Source organism: Rhodococcus rhodochrous, assembly GCF_900187265.1.
Lineage (GTDB): Bacteria > Actinomycetota > Actinomycetes > Mycobacteriales > Mycobacteriaceae > Rhodococcus > Rhodococcus rhodochrous.
In genome coordinates this window covers 3,007,522-3,025,986 of sequence record NZ_LT906450.1, presented here as the reverse complement: position 1 = coordinate 3,025,986, position 18,465 = coordinate 3,007,522, and the positions used below count along the sequence as shown (strand labels likewise).

General features: G+C 68.0%; 17 protein-coding genes and 1 pseudogene. 7 read left to right on the top strand and 11 right to left on the bottom strand.

Annotation, left to right across the window (positions count from 1 at the left end; genetic code table 11):
• Positions 1-32 precede the first annotated feature (32 nt).
• From CKW34_RS13890 to CKW34_RS13880, 3 genes are all read left to right on the top strand, one after another.
• Positions 33-1,175: an LLM class flavin-dependent oxidoreductase gene (locus tag CKW34_RS13890; protein WP_059381070.1), complete on the top strand. Its 1,143-nt coding sequence runs from the start codon at positions 33-35 to the stop codon at positions 1,173-1,175.
• The gene (locus CKW34_RS13885; protein ID WP_059381071.1) at positions 1,172-1,834 is read left to right on the top strand and encodes an FMN reductase; all 663 of its coding nucleotides are present in this window, start codon (positions 1,172-1,174) and stop codon (positions 1,832-1,834) included. Before CKW34_RS13890 ends, CKW34_RS13885 begins: the two co-directional genes overlap by 4 nt.
• Before the next feature lie 238 nt (positions 1,835-2,072).
• Positions 2,073-2,726, top strand: a complete 654-nt coding sequence (locus CKW34_RS13880) for a TetR/AcrR family transcriptional regulator (protein ID WP_231921734.1) — start codon at positions 2,073-2,075, stop codon at positions 2,724-2,726.
• A gap of 26 nt (positions 2,727-2,752) precedes the next feature.
• Here CKW34_RS13880 and CKW34_RS13875 read toward each other — a convergent pair whose 3' ends face one another.
• The 7 genes from CKW34_RS13875 to CKW34_RS13855 form a co-directional block, all read right to left on the bottom strand.
• The gene (locus CKW34_RS13875) at positions 2,753-3,055 is read right to left on the bottom strand and encodes a hypothetical protein (protein WP_155418931.1); all 303 of its coding nucleotides are present in this window, start codon (positions 3,053-3,055) and stop codon (positions 2,753-2,755) included.
• A gap of 85 nt (positions 3,056-3,140) precedes the next feature.
• Positions 3,141-3,689, bottom strand: coding sequence for an RNA polymerase sigma factor (locus tag CKW34_RS13870; RefSeq protein WP_059381074.1), 549 nt, complete (start codon positions 3,687-3,689; stop codon positions 3,141-3,143).
• Positions 3,671-4,612 carry a DUF7373 family lipoprotein gene (locus tag CKW34_RS24550; RefSeq protein ID WP_059381075.1) on the bottom strand — a complete coding sequence of 314 codons (942 nt, stop codon included), beginning with the start codon at positions 4,610-4,612 and terminating at the stop codon, positions 3,671-3,673. Before CKW34_RS24550 ends, CKW34_RS13870 begins: the two co-directional genes overlap by 19 nt.
• Positions 4,613-4,622: 10 nt before the next feature.
• A complete protein-coding gene (locus CKW34_RS24545; protein ID WP_174479572.1) occupies positions 4,623-4,910 on the bottom strand; it encodes a DUF7373 family lipoprotein in 288 nt (95 codons plus the stop codon).
• A gap of 461 nt (positions 4,911-5,371) precedes the next feature.
• Positions 5,372-5,503, bottom strand: coding sequence for a putative transporter small subunit (locus CKW34_RS24685; RefSeq protein ID WP_006553992.1), 132 nt, complete (start codon positions 5,501-5,503; stop codon positions 5,372-5,374).
• Complete coding sequence (locus CKW34_RS13860) at positions 5,500-7,254, bottom strand: sodium:solute symporter family protein (RefSeq protein ID WP_059381077.1); 1,755 nt, start codon at positions 7,252-7,254, stop codon at positions 5,500-5,502. Before CKW34_RS13860 ends, CKW34_RS24685 begins: the two co-directional genes overlap by 4 nt.
• A 462-nt stretch (positions 7,255-7,716) precedes the next feature.
• Complete coding sequence (locus CKW34_RS13855; RefSeq protein ID WP_059381121.1) at positions 7,717-8,235, bottom strand: ribonuclease FAU-1 family protein; 519 nt, start codon at positions 8,233-8,235, stop codon at positions 7,717-7,719.
• A 69-nt stretch (positions 8,236-8,304) separates the two neighbouring features.
• Between CKW34_RS13855 and uvrB the strand changes: the two genes are divergently transcribed.
• The 3 genes from uvrB (at position 8,305) to CKW34_RS13840 (ending at position 11,991) form a co-directional block, all read left to right on the top strand.
• Positions 8,305-10,464 carry an excinuclease ABC subunit UvrB gene (gene uvrB / locus CKW34_RS13850; RefSeq protein ID WP_019289647.1) on the top strand — a complete coding sequence of 720 codons (2,160 nt, stop codon included), beginning with the start codon at positions 8,305-8,307 and terminating at the stop codon, positions 10,462-10,464.
• Between the two features lie 45 nt (positions 10,465-10,509).
• Entirely contained in the window at positions 10,510-11,382 is an 873-nt protein-coding gene (locus CKW34_RS13845) for an SCO6745 family protein (protein WP_059381079.1), read from the top strand.
• A gap of 156 nt (positions 11,383-11,538) precedes the next feature.
• Positions 11,539-11,991 (top strand): universal stress protein, encoded by a 453-nt coding sequence (locus tag CKW34_RS13840; RefSeq protein WP_059381080.1) that lies wholly within the window; start codon positions 11,539-11,541, stop codon positions 11,989-11,991.
• 4 nt (positions 11,992-11,995) lie between these two features.
• Here CKW34_RS13840 and CKW34_RS13835 read toward each other — a convergent pair whose 3' ends face one another.
• The 4 genes from CKW34_RS13835 to CKW34_RS13820 form a co-directional block, all read right to left on the bottom strand.
• A complete protein-coding gene (locus tag CKW34_RS13835; protein WP_059381081.1) occupies positions 11,996-12,415 on the bottom strand; it encodes a hypothetical protein in 420 nt (139 codons plus the stop codon).
• A 111-nt stretch (positions 12,416-12,526) separates the two neighbouring features.
• Complete coding sequence (locus tag CKW34_RS13830) at positions 12,527-14,845, bottom strand: HelD family protein (protein WP_059381082.1); 2,319 nt, start codon at positions 14,843-14,845, stop codon at positions 12,527-12,529.
• A gap of 173 nt (positions 14,846-15,018) precedes the next feature.
• The gene (locus CKW34_RS13825; protein ID WP_059381083.1) at positions 15,019-16,095 is read right to left on the bottom strand and encodes a DoxX family protein; all 1,077 of its coding nucleotides are present in this window, start codon (positions 16,093-16,095) and stop codon (positions 15,019-15,021) included.
• A gap of 163 nt (positions 16,096-16,258) precedes the next feature.
• Positions 16,259-17,953, bottom strand: a complete 1,695-nt coding sequence (locus tag CKW34_RS13820) for an alkaline phosphatase D family protein (RefSeq protein WP_059381084.1) — start codon at positions 17,951-17,953, stop codon at positions 16,259-16,261.
• A 193-nt stretch (positions 17,954-18,146) separates the two neighbouring features.
• Between CKW34_RS13820 and CKW34_RS24915 the strand changes: the two are divergent.
• Positions 18,147-18,362, top strand: a pseudogene (locus tag CKW34_RS24915) (hypothetical protein); the annotation flags it as partial.
• Positions 18,363-18,465: the final 103 nt, after the last annotated feature.

Here is an 18,465-nt window from a genome sequence, read left to right as displayed (position 1 = left end):
TGACAGTTCAACTACTTGACGGAGGTTCGACCGTGCAGTTCGGCATCTTCACCATCGGCGACGTCACGCGCGACCCTACGACGGGCCGGGTCCCCACCGAACACGAGCGCATCGTCGCGATGACGAAGATCGCGCTGAAGGCCGAGGAGGTGGGCCTGGACGTCTTCGCGTCCGGCGAGCACCACAATCCCCCCTTCGTCCCGTCCTCGCCGACGACGATGCTCGGCTGGATCGCCGCGAGGACCGAGAAGCTCATCCTCTCGACCGCGACCACCCTCATCACCACCAACGACCCGGTGAAGATCGCCGAGGACTTCGCGATGCTCCAGCACCTGTCCGGCGGCCGCGTCGACCTCATGATGGGACGCGGGAACACCGGACCGGTCTACCCCTGGTTCGGCAAGGACATCCGGCAGGGCATCCCGCTCGCCATCGAGAACTACCACCTGCTGCGACGGCTCTGGCGCGAACGCGTCGTCGACTGGGAGGGCAAGTTCCGCACACCGCTGCACGGCTACACCTCCACCCCGTGGCCGCTCGACGACACCCCGCCCTTCGTCTGGCACGGTTCCATCCGTTCGCCCGAGATCGCGGAACAGGCCGCCTTCTACGGCGACGGCTTCTTCCACAACAACATCTTCTGGAACAAGGAACACATCCAGCAGATGATCGCTCTCTACCGGCAGCGGTTCGAGCAGTACGGTCACGGTGCCGCAGACCAGGCCGTCGTCGGGCTCGGCGGCCAGGTGTTCATGGCGGAGACCGAGGCCGAGGCGAAACGGATCTTCCGTCCTTATTTCGACAACGCCCCCGTCTACGGCCACGGCCCGTCGCTCGAGGATTTCTCGACGATGACACCGCTGACCGTCGGCACACCCGAGCAGGTCGTCGAACGCACGCTCGGTTTCGCCGACTACGCCGGCGACTATCAGCGTCAGCTGTTCCTCATGGACCACGCCGGCCTGCCGCTCGACGTCGTGCTCGAGCAGATCGAGATCCTCGGCCGGGAGGTCGTGCCGGTACTGCGAGCGGAATTCGAACGCCGCCGCCCCGCCCACGTGCCGTCCGACCCGCCCACGCACAGCACGCTCGCCGCGCAGGGAGCCGACTCGGCGCACCGTCAGGTGATCCCGGCCCGCGTCGATCTCGTGCCGGAAGAGGCGGATGCCCGATGACCCGCCGTATCGTCGTCGTCAGCGGTGGCCTGTCCGAGCCGTCCACCACCCGTCTGCTCGCCGACCGCATCGCCGAGGCCACTCGTGTCGCGGTCGGCGCGCGCGGTGACGACGCGGATATCGAGGTCATCGAACTACGCAGCCTCGCGACGGATCTGGCCACCACCTTCACCGCCGGTGTCCCCACCGCAGCGGTCGCACGGGCCCGTGAACAACTCGCGACTGCCGACGGCCTGATCGCGGTGAGCCCGGTCTTCGCCGCCGGTTACTCGGGTCTGTTCAAGATGTTCTTCGACGCGCTCGATCCGGACACGCTCACCGGTGTGCCCACGGTGCTCGCCGCGACCGCGGGTAGCGCCCGACACTCACTGGTCCTCGACCATGCGATGCGGCCGCTGCTGAGCTATCTGCGTGCGCTCGTCGTGCCCACCGGCGTCTTCGCCACCACCGACGACTTCGGAACAGGCGAGGCCGCCACGGCACTGAAGGGGCGGATCGACAGGGCGGCGGACGAACTCGCCGAGCAGATCACCCGCAGCACGGGATCACCCCACGGGTTCTCGGACGCCGTGCCCGCCGGACGGCCGCGCGTGTCGGGAAACGCGGTCCGCACGGACGGACCGTCCTTCCGGGAACTGCTCGGTGCTCACATGGGGTGAGCCCCGCCGTCGCGTGCCGGTCGGCCGTCGGCGGGTAGGTAGGCACTGAGCAGGTCCGCGGCGAGAGCGGAGCTCGGCCGCCGGGCCGTTCGCCCGGTGCAGCCCGCCGAGAACGAATCGGCGACTTGCCGTTCCCTGAAGGCACACCTATAGTTCCTTAAGTTATGGGGTCTAACTTAAGGCGAGCGGAGGGGCGAACGGGGTGGCCGGCGTCCGCAGACGTGTACGTAAGATCGACATGGAGGACATCATCCGTGTCGGTCGAGCGATCGGGCTGCGACAGTTGAGCCTCAACGCTGTCGCCGCGGAACTCGGCGTCTCCACAACGGCGCTGTACCGCCACGTGGACGGTCGCTGGGGGCTCGAACTCGTCGTGGGGGAGAGTCTGCTCGGCGATCTCGTTCTGCATGACGATCCGGAGCACGACATCGAACGGCACCTGCTGTCGTTCGGTCTGCAGCTACGCGCGTTCGTCCTTGCCCATGCGGGCCTGGGAACCTACATGCAGACCCTCTTCCCGCGTGGGGAAGCGGGGCAGCGGCTGATGATGAGCGAGATCGAAGCTCTCGTGCGCCGCGGGTGCACACCCGACGTCGCGGTCGCATTGGCGAGTGCGGTGGCGAGCACCGCGATCAACTTCGCGGTGGCCGAGGAAGCGCAGCTCGAGCGCATCTCGGGGCTCCAGCAGCAACGCGACGACGTCGCCGAACGGCTGAGCACCGACGAACGCTTGGGTGAGGCTCATCGCGACCTTCCGGAATTCGACCACGAAGGATTCTCGACGATGGTCCTCACGGCGACGATCCGAGGTCTACTGGCGGTCGGTCCGGTCGGGCGACCACTGCACGAGGTGGTCGTCGATCTCGGATCGACCGGGATGGGATTGCGATGATGCGGGCCGGATCTCTGCAGGGCCAGCTACCCCAAATCGGGATCGGTTGCGTCGACGACGAATTCCGGCTCCGGCAGCTCGTCGTTGCCAGGATCGTCGAGTTGTTCGATCGGCAGGTCGTCGATGGCGGGGTGCTCGATATCGTTCTCATCGATTCCCTCGACGGGAACCAGTTCGGTTCCGATGCGAGGGGTGAGGGGATCGGTGGCGATATCGAGCACCCGACGCCAGGCGTCCTCGGGTAGTTCGGGAATCCGGTCCATCAGATCGAGTCCCAGCGATTCCCTTGAGGGGGCAACGGATTCGGTTCGCTTCGCGTCATTGCTCATCCTTCCGGGGTGTCCTCGGCGGTTCGGTGCCCTCCGTGTCGGCCGACCCGGCCGTCGTGGCCGTATCGATCGGCCCGGCCGTCGGTCAGAGGGCAACCTCTTGGGCGCCGAGCAGTGCCGGACTCAGTAGATCGGCGAGTTGCATACGGGCACGCCTGATCCGGCTCTTCACCGTCTGTACACCCACGCCCTGGTGCGCTGCGATCTCGGCGTAACCGAGCTGTGCATACTCACGCAACACGATGGCAACCCGAAACTGTTCGGGAAGAAGGAAAAGGGCTCGTCGGACCGCATCACCGTCGACCACGCTCTCGGCGAGAGGCGTTTCCCCGGAGACGTATTCGTCCTCGACCCGTTCGTCGAGGACCTCACCACGTCGCGTCCGCACGACAGCGAGCGCCGCATTGCTCGCGATGCGATACAACCACGTTCCGAATGCTGCTGTGCCACGGAATTTGTCGAGATTCTGCCACGCCACGATCAGCGCATCCTGCAGTGCATCCTCGGCGTCGTATCGGTTTCCTGTGATCCGGACGCAGACCGCCCACACGCGTTCCCGTGACGATGCGACGAGCTCGGCGAACGCTGCCCGATCGCCTGCCCGGCACCGCTCGATCAACTCGGCCTCGTCCATCGAGCCCCCTCACCATCCCGAGCAGTCACATTGCCCCACATGCACATTCGAGACTCGGCTCGACGGGCGGGGGAATTACGAACATATCGCGGTCCGAAGTGGTCGACGCCGTCGGGGGCAGCGTCGACCACCCGTCGACAATACCGCGAGATCAGTTCTCGCCCCAAGCCCATCTCCTCGGAGCGGACGAATTTCACGTACTGGGTGGCCAAGCGCTGTGACATCGTACGAAGCGAGTCGTTCTCGGGAGCCTCGTTCCCCACCGGCCGCAGCCCGGAGAGTTCCGCCACGTACCGCCCGTGGACCATCAGGCACACACTCGCCCGCCCCTGCGCCACATCACCCGACCAGCAGCGTGTTCCGGGGATGTTCTGCGGAACGGTCTCGTCCTCGACGAGATCCGGATACATCTCCCGGGTCGTCTCGACGAAGTCGTCCCGCAGGATCTCCGCCTCTGTGGGACCGGCGGTCCGGTAGACGTTCGACGCGGCCTTGGTGATCCGGTCGGTTCCGGTGACCTCGAAGATCCTCTCGGTACGTGCGGTATGAGAATCGAGCTGCAGCCATCCGTCCGGCCCGTAGACCGCAAGGTCGGACAGGCGTGGGAGCACACCCTCGGGCAGTCCCACCGCCCGGACGAGGACCCTGTCCACATCCATCGGAAGACCCCCGATCTCCTCGGCAGGCGTCGCGGGAAAACGGTCGAGCAACGGCGCCTGGGCCTGCGCAGCGCGCGCGGCGGTATCGGTGGTCCAATCGACATCGCCGGTCCCGCTGTGCGCGTAGGTCCGGATGACGAAGCTCCCCTGCGGGGTGACCGTCGACGTGGTCACGGTTCCGGTCACGTCCCACGACCGGACGGAGGCCAGAGTCTCCGGCGCTCCCGGCACGGCGACTGGGACCGCCGGTGCAATACCCGTCACGATGGTGGGATCACTTGCCAGCGGTGTCGTCCTGTCGACCTGCTCGAATTCGTGCACGACCTGGGCCCCGGGTGGCGTCCTCGGGAGTCGGAAACCGCGCCACCGAGACGTGCAGCGATCGCGACTCGTCCTCGGTGGTGCGGTAGGTCATGAATCCGGTGATCATCCCGAAGGGTTCGAGGAGGTCCCCGGCCCCATCCACCAGGATCTTGTCGGTGGAGACCGAGACGCCGGTACTCGCTCCACCCGTCGTCAGCGCCGGATCGATGTCGTGGGGGTGGACCACGAATTCGGCCATCCGCTGTCCCTCGATCACCGGCCCGGCTTCAGCGGCGGTGAAGTTCTCCCCGAGGAGATCTCGCGGTTCGACCCGATACTCTCCGGTGTCCAACGCCGCGATGTCGATCCCCCGTCACCTTCCCGCACGGGAGTGGTTGCGGTTCCGGTCCCGCTTCCGGCGGCAATCGTGTCGGAACCGCACGCGGCGATCGCCAGGGTGGTTGCCGTCGCGACCGTCAGGACGGCGCGCATGGCACGTGATGTACGCATTGGTCGGCTTCTCCTCGAGGTGCGAACACGGATCGATACGTGACGCGGACAGGAGAAGCCGGAGCGCACGAATGTGCCCGTCATGAATCATTTGTGACGCCATTCACATCTGTTCGGTGGAAATGTGTCGAACGCATGACCTTACGAGTTCGGCGCCCGGGGTCGCGCACATGCGATCCCGGGCGCCGAATGGAGCTCCTGCAGGGAAGGTCAGATCAGATCCTCGCCGTCCCGTCGGGCCTGCAGCCACTCCTTGAAGAACCCGCGGCAGAGCGCCGCCAGCACACCGGCGACGAGTACGGGCCAGATCAGGACGTAGACGGTCAGTGCGAGCGTGCTCATCGGTTCTCCTTTTCCGGAGTGGTCGCCGAGGCGTCCGCCTCGGACGCAGGGGTTTTCGCCGAGGCAGGGGCGTTCGGGGAGTCAGGGTCGGTTTCGGGTGTCGCGTCGTCCGCAGCCACGTCGAAGTCACCGACACGCTGCGCGATGACCTCGAAGTCGAAGTCCTCGTCGGAGTTCACGGACATCGCCCAGCACACGACCGTGCTGACCGCGTAGGCGACGAGCGAGGCGCTGAGCACGGCGTAGTCGTGGACCGAGCCGAGCGCGAAGGGCGCCACGACCACCGCGGCGACGACACCGATGACGCGTGCGGCCCGGAGTCCGAAGAAGCCGAATGCCATCAGACCCGCGATCACGCCGACACCGACGACCGATGCGATGTCCACCGTCCAGGCGAGCACCCCGTCCATCGGGAACCACCCGAAACGCACCGGCAGGAACGCTGCCAGGGCGACGAGCACCGACGTCGTGAACGCCTTGTTGGTGACCTTGTGCCAGTAGAAGCTCGCGATGACGGGGAAGACCAGCGCACCCCAGAGCGCGCCGACGAACACGAGCAGGTCGAGGATGCTCAATCTCATGCTCGCGAACGCCACGGCGGCTGCGGTCGCGACGACCATCGTGGCGCGCCCGATGAACAGCATCCGCTTGGGATCGGCATTGCGGGTGCCGCCGGCGATGTTCTGGCCGTAGATGTCGGCCATGACGATCGAAGACAGCGCCGACAGGTCGGAATCGGCCGTGGACGACAGCGCACCGATGATCATGACGAAGAACACGACGACCAGTGCCGTGGGCAGGAAGGACGCCACCATCTGCGGCACGATGTTGTTGACGTCGCCGTCCATCGGGTCGATGCCCAGGTACAGCGCGAGCACGCCGAACATGCCGACGCCGATGACGGTGGCGCCGTAGCCGATGGTCGCGGTGACGAAGGTGGGCTTGATGAGATCCTCCCGCACCGCGAACAGGCGCTGCGCGATCGTCTGGTTGCCGATGGCGTACGCGAGCACGGCGGCGATGTACGGCGCGCCCTGGTTCAGGAAGGCATCGCTTGAGAAGAAGTCGCCCTGCTGGTCGGTGAGGTTCCCGGAACCACCGTCGAACGCGTCGGGGAAGCCGGTGATGAAGAAGACCGCCGGGATGATGACGACGACCGCACCGAGCATCGCCACGACCTGCACGAAGTCGGTGAGCACGGAGGCTCGGAAGCCGGACCACAGGGTGTAGAGCAGCACACCGGCAGCGATGAAGACGACACCCTGGGCGAAGCCGAACGGTGAGATCAGCGAGATGAGCACACCGCCGGCGATGAAGTTGGACATCAGGCTGATCAGGCTGCCGACGAGATTCGACCCGGCCAGCATGAGCTGGCTCGAGCGACCGTGCCGGGCGAACATGACTTCGGCGAGCGTGTGCGCCTTGGGGGCGACCGCGCGGATCCGCTTCCCGAAGGGGTAGATGAACAGGATCATCAACGCGCCCCACAGCCCGTAGTGGATCGGGCCGGAGATGCCGTAGGTGTATCCGGAGGTCGCGGAGGCGTACAGCGAGGACGCCCAGATCCAGGTGGCGGTCATGCTGGCCGCCGACACCCCGAAACCGACCTTGTTACCGGCGGTCATGTAGCCGTCGGCGTTCTCGTCCTTCTTCCCGATTCGGGCGGAGATGAGAAGCGTTCCGCCGTAGAAGATTACGAGCAGGGCAACGATCGTCGCGGCGCTGAACTGAACGAGCTCGGTGCCGTTCACTGCGACCTCCTTCGTGTTCGCGTCACGTCCGCGGTCGTCGGAGCGCAGCGGAACGCAGGGCGCGCTGCACGCGTCCTGTCTGTCGGTTCCGCTTCGGCGTCGGTCCGATCCACCGCCGGACGGTGGGCATGCGTCGGGCGCCCGATCGGCCACGGGCCGGCGGGCGCGGCATACCGCTCCAGCAGGGCACGCCCGGATCCGGGCGTGTGCCGACGAAGTGATCGGCGGCGTTCTCGTCGGCGCTCGTGGGCTGCACGGGCGCGCGCCGCCGGCGCGAGGGGTGTCCTCGGTCGGGTGATGTGCACGCGGAGGGGCGATCCGGGCCGGCCCCGATGGTCGCCTTCTCGGTGCACTGCTTCGCCGGCCGGGGCAGATTACCATGTCCTTTGCGGCAGTAACTTTTTCGCTCCTGCGCCTCCGTCGTCTGCGCAGGTGACGACACCTGCGCGCAGATCCTGCGCCTCAGCGCCAGGAGACGGGCGCGCCCCGCTCCCGCAGCCACGCGTCGAGGTCGTGACCGTGCGCGGCGATGCCGTCCACCGCCCGCAACGCCGTGTCGATCGCCGTCTCGGCGACGGCCGCGCCGATCATCCCCGTGGTGACCGCGACCACCAGTTCGTCGATGTCCTCGACCACCGTGTCGCGGCCCGTGCGGACGATCAGGTCCAGGTAGTGGTCGTGGGAGTACCAGACGTCGCCGTCGCGCCGGAACTCACCGACGTCGACGTAGCGGTCCTGGTCGCGTTCGTTGCCCGGCGTGAAGTGGAAGATCGAGGCCCGCAGACGCAGGTCCGGCAGCAGCCACGACTCGAGGTAGTGGAACTGCGGGTGGTCGGACGGTCGCGCCATGTACAGCCCCCACTCCTCGACGCGGTACTCGTCGACAGCCCGCACGAAGCCCTTGGGGTCGATGTTGGTCTTCGCGGCGACGTCGAACGTCTCGGTCTTCACGGGATGCGGGGTCGCGGACACGGGATGCACGCTAGCGCGCGAACCGCGCCGCACGCAGGACCGCGATGCGTGTCGGTGGGAGCGCTTACTCTGGATTCCATGGCGTTCGCAAGTGAGCATCCCGTCGTCGCACACTCCGAGTTCCGGCCGGTGGGTGAGATCGAGCGCACCGAGGCCCGTTTCGAGGTCGTCAGCGAGTACGAACCGGCCGGCGATCAGCCGGCCGCCATCGACGAGCTCGAGCGCCGGCTGAGGGCGGGGGAGAAGGACGTCGTCCTGCTCGGTGCCACCGGTACCGGCAAGTCCGCCACCACCGCGTGGCTCATCGAACGCGTCCAGCGACCCACCCTCGTGATGGCGCCCAACAAGACCCTGGCCGCGCAGCTCGCCAACGAGCTGCGAGACATGTTGCCCAACAACGCAGTCGAGTACTTCGTCTCGTACTACGACTACTACCAGCCCGAGGCGTACATCGCGCAGACCGACACCTACATCGAGAAGGACTCCTCGATCAACGACGACGTCGAGCGGCTGCGGCACTCCGCCACCTCGTCGCTGCTGTCCCGGCGCGACGTCGTGGTGGTGGCGTCGGTCTCGTGCATCTACGGTCTCGGTACCCCGCAGTCCTATCTCGATCGGTCCATCCAGCTCGAGGTCGGCGTGGAGGTGCCGCGCGACGCGCTGCTGCGCCTGCTCGTCGACGTCCAGTACGCCCGCAACGACATGGCGTTCACCCGCGGATCGTTCCGCGTCAAGGGCGACACCGTCGACATCATCCCCGCCTACGAGGAACTCGCCGTGCGGATCGAGTTCTTCGGCGACGAGATCGACGCGCTGTACTACCTGCACCCGCTCACCGGCGACGTCGTGCGCAAGGTCGACTCCCTGCGCATCTTCCCGGCAACGCACTACGTCGCCGGTCCCGAGCGCATGGAACGTGCAGTCGCGAGCATCGAGGCCGAGCTCGAGGAGCGCCTGGCCGATCTGGAGAACCGCGGCAAGCTGCTCGAGGCGCAGCGTCTGCGCATGCGCACCCAGTACGACATCGAGATGATCCGGCAGGTCGGCTTCTGCTCCGGCATCGAGAACTACTCCCGCCACATCGACGGGCGCCCCGCCGGATCCGCGCCCGCGACGCTCATCGACTACTTCCCGGAGGACTTCCTCCTGGTCATCGACGAGTCGCACGTCACGGTGCCGCAGATCGGCGCGATGTACGAGGGCGACATGTCGCGCAAGCGCAACCTCGTCGACTTCGGTTTCCGTCTCCCGTCGGCGGTCGACAACCGGCCGCTGACCTGGGAGGAGTTCGCCGCCCGCATCGGGCAGACGGTCTATCTGTCGGCCACCCCCGGCCCGTACGAGCTCGGACAGACCGGTGGCGAGTTCGTCGAGCAGGTCATCCGGCCCACCGGCCTTGTCGATCCGCAGGTCGTCGTCAAGCCCACCAAGGGGCAGATCGACGATCTCGTGCACGAGATCCGCGAACGTGCCGAGCGCGACGAACGCGTCCTCGTCACCACCCTCACCAAGAAGATGGCCGAGGACCTCACCGACTATCTGCTCGAACTCGGTATCCGGGTGCGCTATCTGCACTCCGACATCGACACCCTGCGCCGCGTCGAACTGCTCCGGCAGTTGCGCCTGGGCGAATACGACGTGCTCGTCGGCATCAACCTGCTCCGCGAGGGGCTCGACCTTCCCGAGGTGTCGTTGGTGGCGATCCTCGACGCCGACAAGGAAGGCTTCCTGCGGTCGACGACCTCGCTGATCCAGACCATCGGCCGCGCGGCCCGCAACGTCTCGGGTGAAGTGCACATGTACGCCGACAAGATCACCGACTCGATGGCGCGGGCCATCGAGGAGACCGAACGGCGGCGCGAGAAGCAGATCGCCTACAACACCGAGCACGGTCTCGATCCGAAGCCGCTGCGCAAGAAGATCGCCGACATCCTCGACCAGGTCTATCAGGAGGCCGAGGACACCGAGGCCGTCGAGGTGGGCGGCTCCGGCCGCAACGCCTCGCGTGGTCGCCGAGCCCAGGGTGAGTCCGGGCGGGCCGTCAGCTCCGGTGTCGTGGAAGGTCGCGACACCTCGACGATGCCGCGCGCCGAACTCGCCGATCTCGTGCAACAGCTCACCGACCAGATGATGCAGGCAGCCCGCGACCTGCAGTTCGAGCTGGCCGCACGGCTTCGCGACGAGATCTCCGATCTGAAGAAGGAGCTGCGCGGCATGGACGCCGCGGGTCTGAAGTAGTCGCCCGGCCCGATCGGCGCCGGAGAATCGGTAGGGTCCACTCCCATGGATCCCTCTTCGGCCGGGCGTGCTGCCCGCGCACTCGAACTGCTGCACTCGGTCGTCTACTTCGCGCCGGACATCGCGAGTGAACTCGCCGCGCTGGGCGTCGACGGACCGGCTGCGCAGTACTTCGGTGGGCGCTCGGCACCCCTGGGTGCCGTCGGCCCCGGAGTCGTGACCGCGACGTTCTACAGCTTCTCGCCCCGATTGGTGGCATCGGCCGTCCCGGCAGTGTGGGAGACGGCCGAGCCGGCCGCGATCATCGCGGCGCGGTTGCGGGCTCTGGACGCACTCCACCGGCGGGTCCTCGGGCAGGACGTACTCGGCTCCGCGGAGATGAACGAGGCGGCGGACCTCGCGGCCACCGCGGCGCGGGCGATTCCTGGCCCGGACGGGCGCCCGCTCTACGCTGCCCACGCCGACCTGCCCTGGCCCGAGGTGGCGCACCTGCGGCTGTGGCACGCCCTGACGCTGCTGCGCGAATATCGCGGCGACGGTCATGTCGCGGCGCTGCAGACCGCGGGACTGTCGGGTCTCGACGCACTCGTCACCCACACGGCGACCGGTACCGGCTTCGCCACCGATCCGGCCCGGAAGCTGCGGGGCTGGTCGCGGGACGAGTGGGCGGACGCCGAGAAGGAACTGCGCGGGCGCGGGCTGCTCGACAAGCGTGGCGAGCTCACCGGCGAAGGATTCGAGGTGCGTGAGCTCGTCGAGGATCTCACCGACGACCTGGCGGTCGCGCCGTGGATTGCGCTCGGTGACGAGGGTGTGGAGCGTCTGCTCGACCTCGCGTTGCCGTGGCGCGATGCCTTCGTCGACGCCGAGGTGTTCCCCGCCGGCCTCTTCGGCCCGCGTTACGGTGACGCGCGGTAACATCAAACGCGATTGTGGGATGAGACCCAAACGTCCCACCCGGGCCGCCCATCCCGCTACTGTCGACGCAGCGTATGGCGGGGGAGCGTGCGTGTCCTCCGTCGACGACGGCATCGGCGGCACGCGTCGATGGACCACACACCTGATGGAGGATGAATGAGCGCCTACCGGACCATAGTCGTCGGAACCGACGGTTCCGAATCGTCGTATCGGGCCGTGGAGAAGGCAGCTGCTCTGGCCGGCGACGCCGGCGCCCAACTGGTGATCGCCTGCGCCTACTACCCGGCCGACCCCAAGGACACCGCGCAGGCCGCCGACGCGCTGCGCGACGAGGCGTACCAGGTCACCGGCTCGGCACCGACCTACGAGATCCTGCGCACCGCACGGGAGAAGGCAACCGTCGCCGGCGCCCGCAAGATCACCGAGCGCCCCATCGTCGGTGCTCCCGTCGAATCGCTCCTCACGCTCGTCGAGGAGGTCGACGCCGATCTCATCGTCATCGGCAACCGCGGCCTCAACACGCTGACCGGGCGCCTGCTCGGCTCCGTCCCGTCGGACGTCGCCCGCAAGGCCCTGTGCGACGTGCTGGTGGTGCACACCGTCCGCTGACGGATCAGCAGTACTCCTCGCGGACGGTCTCGAGATAGCGCGCGGCGGCCTCGTCCGCCGACATCCGCGACCCCGAGGCGCCCGCGGCATAGGCGGCGATCGGCCGGAGCGTGACGAGGACGTCGTGCTCCGGCACGCCCGCGCTCAACTGGTCGCACACCCCGCGCACCACCGCCAGCACCGTGTCGTCCTTGACATCGGCGACCAGGCCGGAGGCATCCAGCGCCTCCCTCACCCGCAGGAACCGCACGTCGGGCGGCGTCGACGAGGTCGGGGCGACCGACGTCGTGGACGTCGCGGCCTGCGCTTCGTCCTGGGTCGGCGTCGCCGATCCGCACGCGGCGGAGACGAGGAACCCGCTCAGCGCCGCGATCGCCGCGCACCCCGCTCGACGTATCCGGTGGTGCGCTGCCCGATAGGCCACGTGTTCGTTCCCTCCGCGGATGATCCGTCCCAGTCCCTTGCCCCGAAGGACGGTACCGTCCGGTGACCGGTCCTGGGGTCCGCTCGGCGGTGTCTACCGAACCGTGTCGGCTCAGCAGTGTGTCGGTGCCGCGAGACCGGTCAGCACCTCCGGCAACGCCTCCGAGTGCACCACCCCGAGACGCTGGGTGGCGCGGGTCAGCGCCACGTACAGGTCGTTCATCCCGCGTGAGGAATCGGTGAGGATCTCCGCCGGTTCGACGAGCAGCACCGCGTCGAACTCGAGGCCCTTGACCTCCTTGACGGTCGCGACCGTGACCGACTCGGACGCGAGATGCTCCCACGCACCCACGAGCCGCGCCGGAACGAGCACGGCCGTCGTGCCCGGGCCGGTCTCGGCGTCGAGCGCGGCCTGGACGGTGGTGAGCACCGCGTCCGCGTCGACGTGCTGCGCCCACGGCTCGAAACCGGACTCGCGCACCGACTGCGGCGGCACCTGGTCGGGATCGATCTCCGCGAGCACCGCGTGCGCGATCCGCATGATCTCCGCCGGGGTGCGGTAGTTGACCGTCAGTTCGGTCTTCTTCCACCGGTTCGCGACGTACGGTTCGAGGATCTGCTGCCACGACTCGGTTCCCGCCGGATCCCCGGTCTGCGCGGTGTCGCCCACCAGGGTCATCCAGCGATTCGGGATGCGGCGCATGATCGTTCGCCACGCCATCGCCGACAACTCCTGCGCCTCGTCGACGATCACGTGGCCGTACGTCCAGGTGCGATCACCGGCCGCCCGCTCCGCTGTGGTCTCGTGGCGGCGGTGGTTCTGTCGTTCGGCGAGCTGGGTGGCGTCGATCAGGTCGTATGCCATGAGCAGTTCGGGATCGAGATCGTCCTCGAGATCCTGTGGTGCCGAACCGGTGAGGATGTCGAGTGCGCCCTGCGCGTCGGCGATCTGCTTGCGCCAGCGCCGCTTCGCGCGTTCACGTTCGGCGGCGTCGTCCACACCGAGCAGTTCGGCGAGCTCGTCGAGCAGGGGAGCGTCGGCGGCGCTGAAATGCCCCGGTGCATCGGGGCGGTGCAGCGCGTCGAGCTGCTCGTCGGTCAGCGCCGGAGCCGCCGACGCGATCCGGTCGCGGGAGGCGAGCAGATCCGAGAGCACCTGCTGCGGGGACAGTTCCGGCCACAGTGCGTCGATCGCAGCGACGATGTCGGGATCCGAACGCATCTCGGACCGGATGTCGTGGATGTCCTCCCGGCTCAACAGGTTCGCGCCGCCGAGCGGATTCGATCCGATGATCCCGGCGAGCTGGTCGGCGAGGGCGTCGATGACCCCGTTCACGAAGATGGGCCGGGCCAGGTTGTGCGGCCGGCGGGACGAGCGTGCGCGGCCCCGCGCGCGGGTCACCATCTTGCGGTCGAGGGTGAGCGCGTAGGTGTCGAAGCTCAGCGGCACGGGGGAGCGGGGCACCTCCTGCCGGTCGCGGACGGCCTTCTCGAGCACCTTCACCATGTCCAGGGAGCCCTTGAGCTCGCCGGCCACGGGATCGTCCTCGACTGTCGGCGTAACCCCCGGATACAGATCCCCGACCGTCGACAGCAGCACCCCGGTCTCCCCGAGCGAGGGCAGCACCTGACCGATGTAGTCGAGGAAGCGGCTGTTCGGGCCCACGATCAGCACACCGCTCTTCGCCAGCTGCTTTCGGTAGGTGTAGAGCAGGTAGGCCGCGCGGTGCAGCGCGACCGCGGTCTTGCCGGTGCCCGGACCACCCTGGACGACGAGCACGCTGCGATGCTCGGACCGGATGACCGCGTCCTGCTCGGCCTGGATCGTCGCCACGATGTCGTGCATCTGCCCGGTGCGCGCGGCGTTCAGAGCGGCGAGCAGCGCCGATTCTCCGGCCACGCCACCGGCCGGCGGGGTGTCGGCGTGCTCGCGGGCGGCGTCGAGGTCGAGGTACTCGTCGTGCAGTGCGGTGACGGAGCGGCCGCGGCTGCGGATGTGGCGACGCAGCACGACACCGTCGGGCGCGGCGGGGGTCGCGAGGTAGAACGGGCGGGCCTGCGGCGCGCGCCAGTCGAGCAGCAGCGACTCGTAGTCGTTGTCCTCGTCGAGGATGCCGAGGCGGCCGATGTAGCGGGTCTCCGCGCCGTCCTCCGTCGTGGGTCCGGAGGCGTCCGTCCCGTCGTCCCGCACGTCGATGCGACCGAAGCACAGGCCGTGTTCGGCGGCGTCGTACTTCGCGATGTCCTCGGTGTACATGTGGGTGTACGACTCGCGTTCGCTGCGCGCCTGCGGGGTGCCTCCGGTCTCGCGCAGTACGCGGGCCAGCCGCGTCTTCGCGTAGGCGCGCAGACCGTCGAGATGCGTGTAGAGCATCGCCACGTAGGCTTGCTCGCGGTCGAGCTCCGGATGGGACGCGCCATCAACCGGCACAGGGACTCCTCGGGGATAGACAGGACGAGATCGCTCGCCGCCGCAGGGGTGACGCGTCGACGAAAGTGCCCGAGAAGTCTAGTCGCCGCAGGAGGGAAACGGGCAGAAAGCCTGATCACAGCAGTGCGGGCGTGCGATTTCCACGCACGCCCGCACCCTTGTGCCGTACCGGACTACTTCTTCTTCTCGATGCTCTTCTCGAGCGCCTTCAGATTCTTCGCGAGCTTCTTCTCCGCCTTCGTGCCCTGCTTGCGCGCGGCCTCGGCACGCAGGCGTGCCTTCTCCGCGGCGACGTGGGCCCGGGCGTTCAGGATCGCGGACTGCTCCTCGGCGAGCTTCGCCCATTCCGAGCTGCGATCGACCGTGGTGTCCCACAGCTTCGAACTACGCTTGCGGGCGACGTCGGCGAGCTCGGGGGTGCGTTCCCGGGCCAGCTCGAGCAGTTCGGTGCCACGTTCGCGGGCGCCCTCGGCAAGTTCGGGGGCGCGGTCACGTGCGACACCGAGAATCTCGGGGGCACGCTCACGCGCGACTCCGAGAATCTCGGCGCTACGATCGCGTGCCCGCTCGGTCAGCACCGGACCGCGGTCGCGGGCGACCTCGAGCAGTCCGCTGCTCCGCTCGCGTGCGGCCTCTGCGAGTTCGGGGGCACGTTCCTTGGCGATCTCGAGGAAGTGTCCACCCTGCTCGCCGGCTTCCTCGGTCAGCGTCTTGACCCGCTCGGCGACGGTGTGCAGCGTTTCGGCCGTGTGACCGTCCGAGGAGTGGCCCGGCAGTGCAGCGGCCACCGACTTCTGCGCGGCACGCGCGGCGCGACGGCTCCGCCAGCCGAGCGACGGCTTGCCCTCGGTGTCCACCGCGGCGATGAGCAGACCGCCGATCAGGCTCACATTCTTGATGAGCTGGGTGCGCTGCTGGGCGCGGGCCTCGGGGTCCTCGACGTTCCAGAAGTCATGGCCCGCAACGGTCGTCGGCACGAGGCTGCCGATCAGCGCGAGAGCGGACAGACGAGGTGCCTTACCGAGTGCGAACAGGGTCCCGGCGCCGATCTGGACGGCGGCGTTGATCTGGACGAGAGTCTCGGGGTTGCTGGGAAGCCGGTCGGTGATCGATGCCGGCAATGCGTTCACAGCCTGATCGAGCCCGGGCTGCGCGGCACCTGCTTTCGGCTCGGGCTTCCGCAGGGCGTCGATACCCCCGGCGATGAAGATGGACGCGAGCATGGGCCGCGCAATTCTCCGGACGAGCATGTGGTTCCTCCCGTGGTCGGCTGTGTTTCCAAACCCTGACACAGGTACCCCGGGCGTCACGGGAATATGCACGAAGCAGGGCCGAAGGGCGCAAAGCGGTATTTCGGATCGTACGGAAATGCAATAAAACCCGAATCTCGTCATCGACGAACGCCCCCGAACATCACCTCGACGGCCGACTCGCCGCGCGGGACGTCGGAATCTCGGGCGGCCGCTCCTCCGTAGTGAGCGGCAGATCCGTGACGGTCTCGAACAGGTGCGGACCCGAGGCGGTGTCGACGCTGCGCTCGATGGTCAGGTGCGCGACGCGTCCACGCGTCCGCAGGGTGGCGATCTGGTTCCCGAAGCTCGGACCTGCCATCTTCGACCACGAGAACGACGCCTCGGGAACGGCCGTCACCGGACCGAGCAGCAACCGCACGACGCGCTCCGCCTTGCGTCCCCATGCGGCGCGGAAGGCGACCCGGACAGCTGCGGGGACATGGTCGTGCAGGGGCGAACAAGTCAGTTGGTACACCGTGCCGGCGGTCGGCGTCGCGAATCGGACGCGGGCGGCGTAGGCATGGTGCACGTCGCCCGAAAGGACACAGATCGTCGCGGGCGCGCGGCCGGACGTTCCGGCGCGACGCCCGGCAGCGACATCCAGCAACAGACGGGCGAGTCGCTCGAACGAATCGCGGAAGGCCGCCCAGTGTTCGAGATCCGCGGCGCGGCGGAGTTTCTCGGCCCACCGCGCCCATCGGTCACCGCGCGCACCGGACGCGAGCTTCTCGTCCCACGCCTCGAGGTCGTGCATCGTGCGGGGGAGGAGCCACGGCAGCGACGTACCGATCAGGAGGTGGTCGTAGTCGCCGTCGGCCTGCTCCTCGATCCAGTCGAATTCCGGATCGGACACCATGTCGCGCCGGTCGGGCGCGAGCACCCGCCCGCACCGCGAATCGATCACCAGCAGACGCACCGGTCCGAAATCGCGGCGATACGACCACCGCACCCCCGGGCTGCCGTCGGCTTCCTCGTCGGCGCCGGACGCGAACGCACGCAGGATCGGTTCGGCGTCCCCGGCACAGTTCCGCACCCGGTCGTAGAGCGGGTCCTCGTCCAGCTCCGCGGGAGAGAGGTTACCGAGATGCTGATAGATCCAGTACGACGCCAACGCCCCGACGATGCGTTCCTCCCACCACGCGGAGGCCTCCATCTCCCTGCGCCACGAATAGGAGGTGTTCCAGTCGTCGTGCACATCGTGATCGTCGAAGATCATCGAGGTCGGCACGTTCGACAACAGCCATCGGACGTTGTCCTCGGACCACGACCGGCTGTACAGCCAGGTGTACTCCTCGAAGTCGCGTACCTGGGCTCCGGGCGGTTCCGACAGATCGTGACGCTCACCGACCCGTCGCTTCATCTCCTCCGACAGCTCGTCGGCGTAGACCTGGTCTCCCAGCAGCAGCAGCGCGTCGGGCCATTCGTCGACCGGTAGGGAACGCATGCGCTGCGCGTAGGCGACGAGGGCGTCCTTTCCGAGGACAGCTGTCGGTTCCGCGCTCTCCGAGGCCACCCGGCACGACCCGAAGGCGAGCACGAAAGCCTCGGGGTCGTCTCCCGCGGTCCTGATCAGCGGCGATGCAACACCGACGGGCGGCCACACGACCCGGCCGTCGAGATCCACCTCGTAGGGCGTCACCGATCCGGATTCGAGATCTCGGACGGTGACGAGCGCGTAATGGTGCCCCGCGACGGTCCACGTGTGTTCGGAACTGCCGAGCACATGCACCGTGCACGGCTCGGACGTCTCCACCCAGATCGTGGCGTCCGTATCGCCGATGTGCCGAAGCACCGGCCCCAGTACGAGATCCGCCACAGTGTCAGGCCTCCGTGCTCGTGCGAGCTCGTCCGGTTTTCGAGCGTACTCGCGGCAGTGGTGCACAGGAGGATTCCGGCGAACTCCGATCCTCGTTCGGCCTCCGCACCTCTGCGACGGGGCGCACGCTGGAACGGACGCAGCCCAATCGGCCCGCTCGGGTCGTTGCCGCGTGCTGGAAGGGGGCCCGGACATGACCGACGCGGAGGATCCGACCCGCTGGGATCGGCCCGACGACGAGGAGAAACGGCAGGCGAGGGAGAACGCCGAGGAGATCGACCGCATGTACGAACCGGGAGCGCGGCCGACCACGGTCGTGCCGGGCACGAACGGGATGGTCTCGGGAACGGCCTTCGCGGATATGGCGGGCGAGCGCTCGAGGGACGAGCCCGCCGGAGCGGGCAAGGGCGAAGGGCCGGCCGACAGGGACGGTGCCCCCGACCAGACGTCGTGCGAGCACGCTCGGGTGTCGCAGACCCGTCGCAGGCTAGGCCTCGTACCGAGTGCCGTCC

Bases quoted from the DNA above. Each gene is read 5' to 3' on its own strand.
- CKW34_RS13885 (WP_059381071.1), top strand. From the start codon at position 1,172: ATGACCCGCCGTATCGTCGTCGTCAGCGGTGGCCTGTCCGAGCCGTCC.
- CKW34_RS13880 (WP_231921734.1), top strand. From the start codon at position 2,073: ATGGAGGACATCATCCGTGTCGGTCGAGCGATCGGGCTGCGACAGTTG.
- CKW34_RS13875 (WP_155418931.1), bottom strand. From the start codon at position 3,055: ATGAGCAATGACGCGAAGCGAACCGAATCCGTTGCCCCCTCAAGGGAA.
- CKW34_RS13870 (WP_059381074.1), bottom strand. From the start codon at position 3,689: ATGGACGAGGCCGAGTTGATCGAGCGGTGCCGGGCAGGCGATCGGGCA.
- CKW34_RS24545 (WP_174479572.1), bottom strand. From the start codon at position 4,910: ATGGCCGAATTCGTGGTCCACCCCCACGACATCGATCCGGCGCTGACG.
- CKW34_RS24685 (WP_006553992.1), bottom strand. From the start codon at position 5,503: ATGAGCACGCTCGCACTGACCGTCTACGTCCTGATCTGGCCCGTACTC.
- uvrB (WP_019289647.1), top strand. From the start codon at position 8,305: ATGGCGTTCGCAAGTGAGCATCCCGTCGTCGCACACTCCGAGTTCCGG.
- CKW34_RS13845 (WP_059381079.1), top strand. From the start codon at position 10,510: ATGGATCCCTCTTCGGCCGGGCGTGCTGCCCGCGCACTCGAACTGCTG.
- CKW34_RS13840 (WP_059381080.1), top strand. From the start codon at position 11,539: ATGAGCGCCTACCGGACCATAGTCGTCGGAACCGACGGTTCCGAATCG.
- CKW34_RS13825 (WP_059381083.1), bottom strand. From the start codon at position 16,095: ATGCTCGTCCGGAGAATTGCGCGGCCCATGCTCGCGTCCATCTTCATC.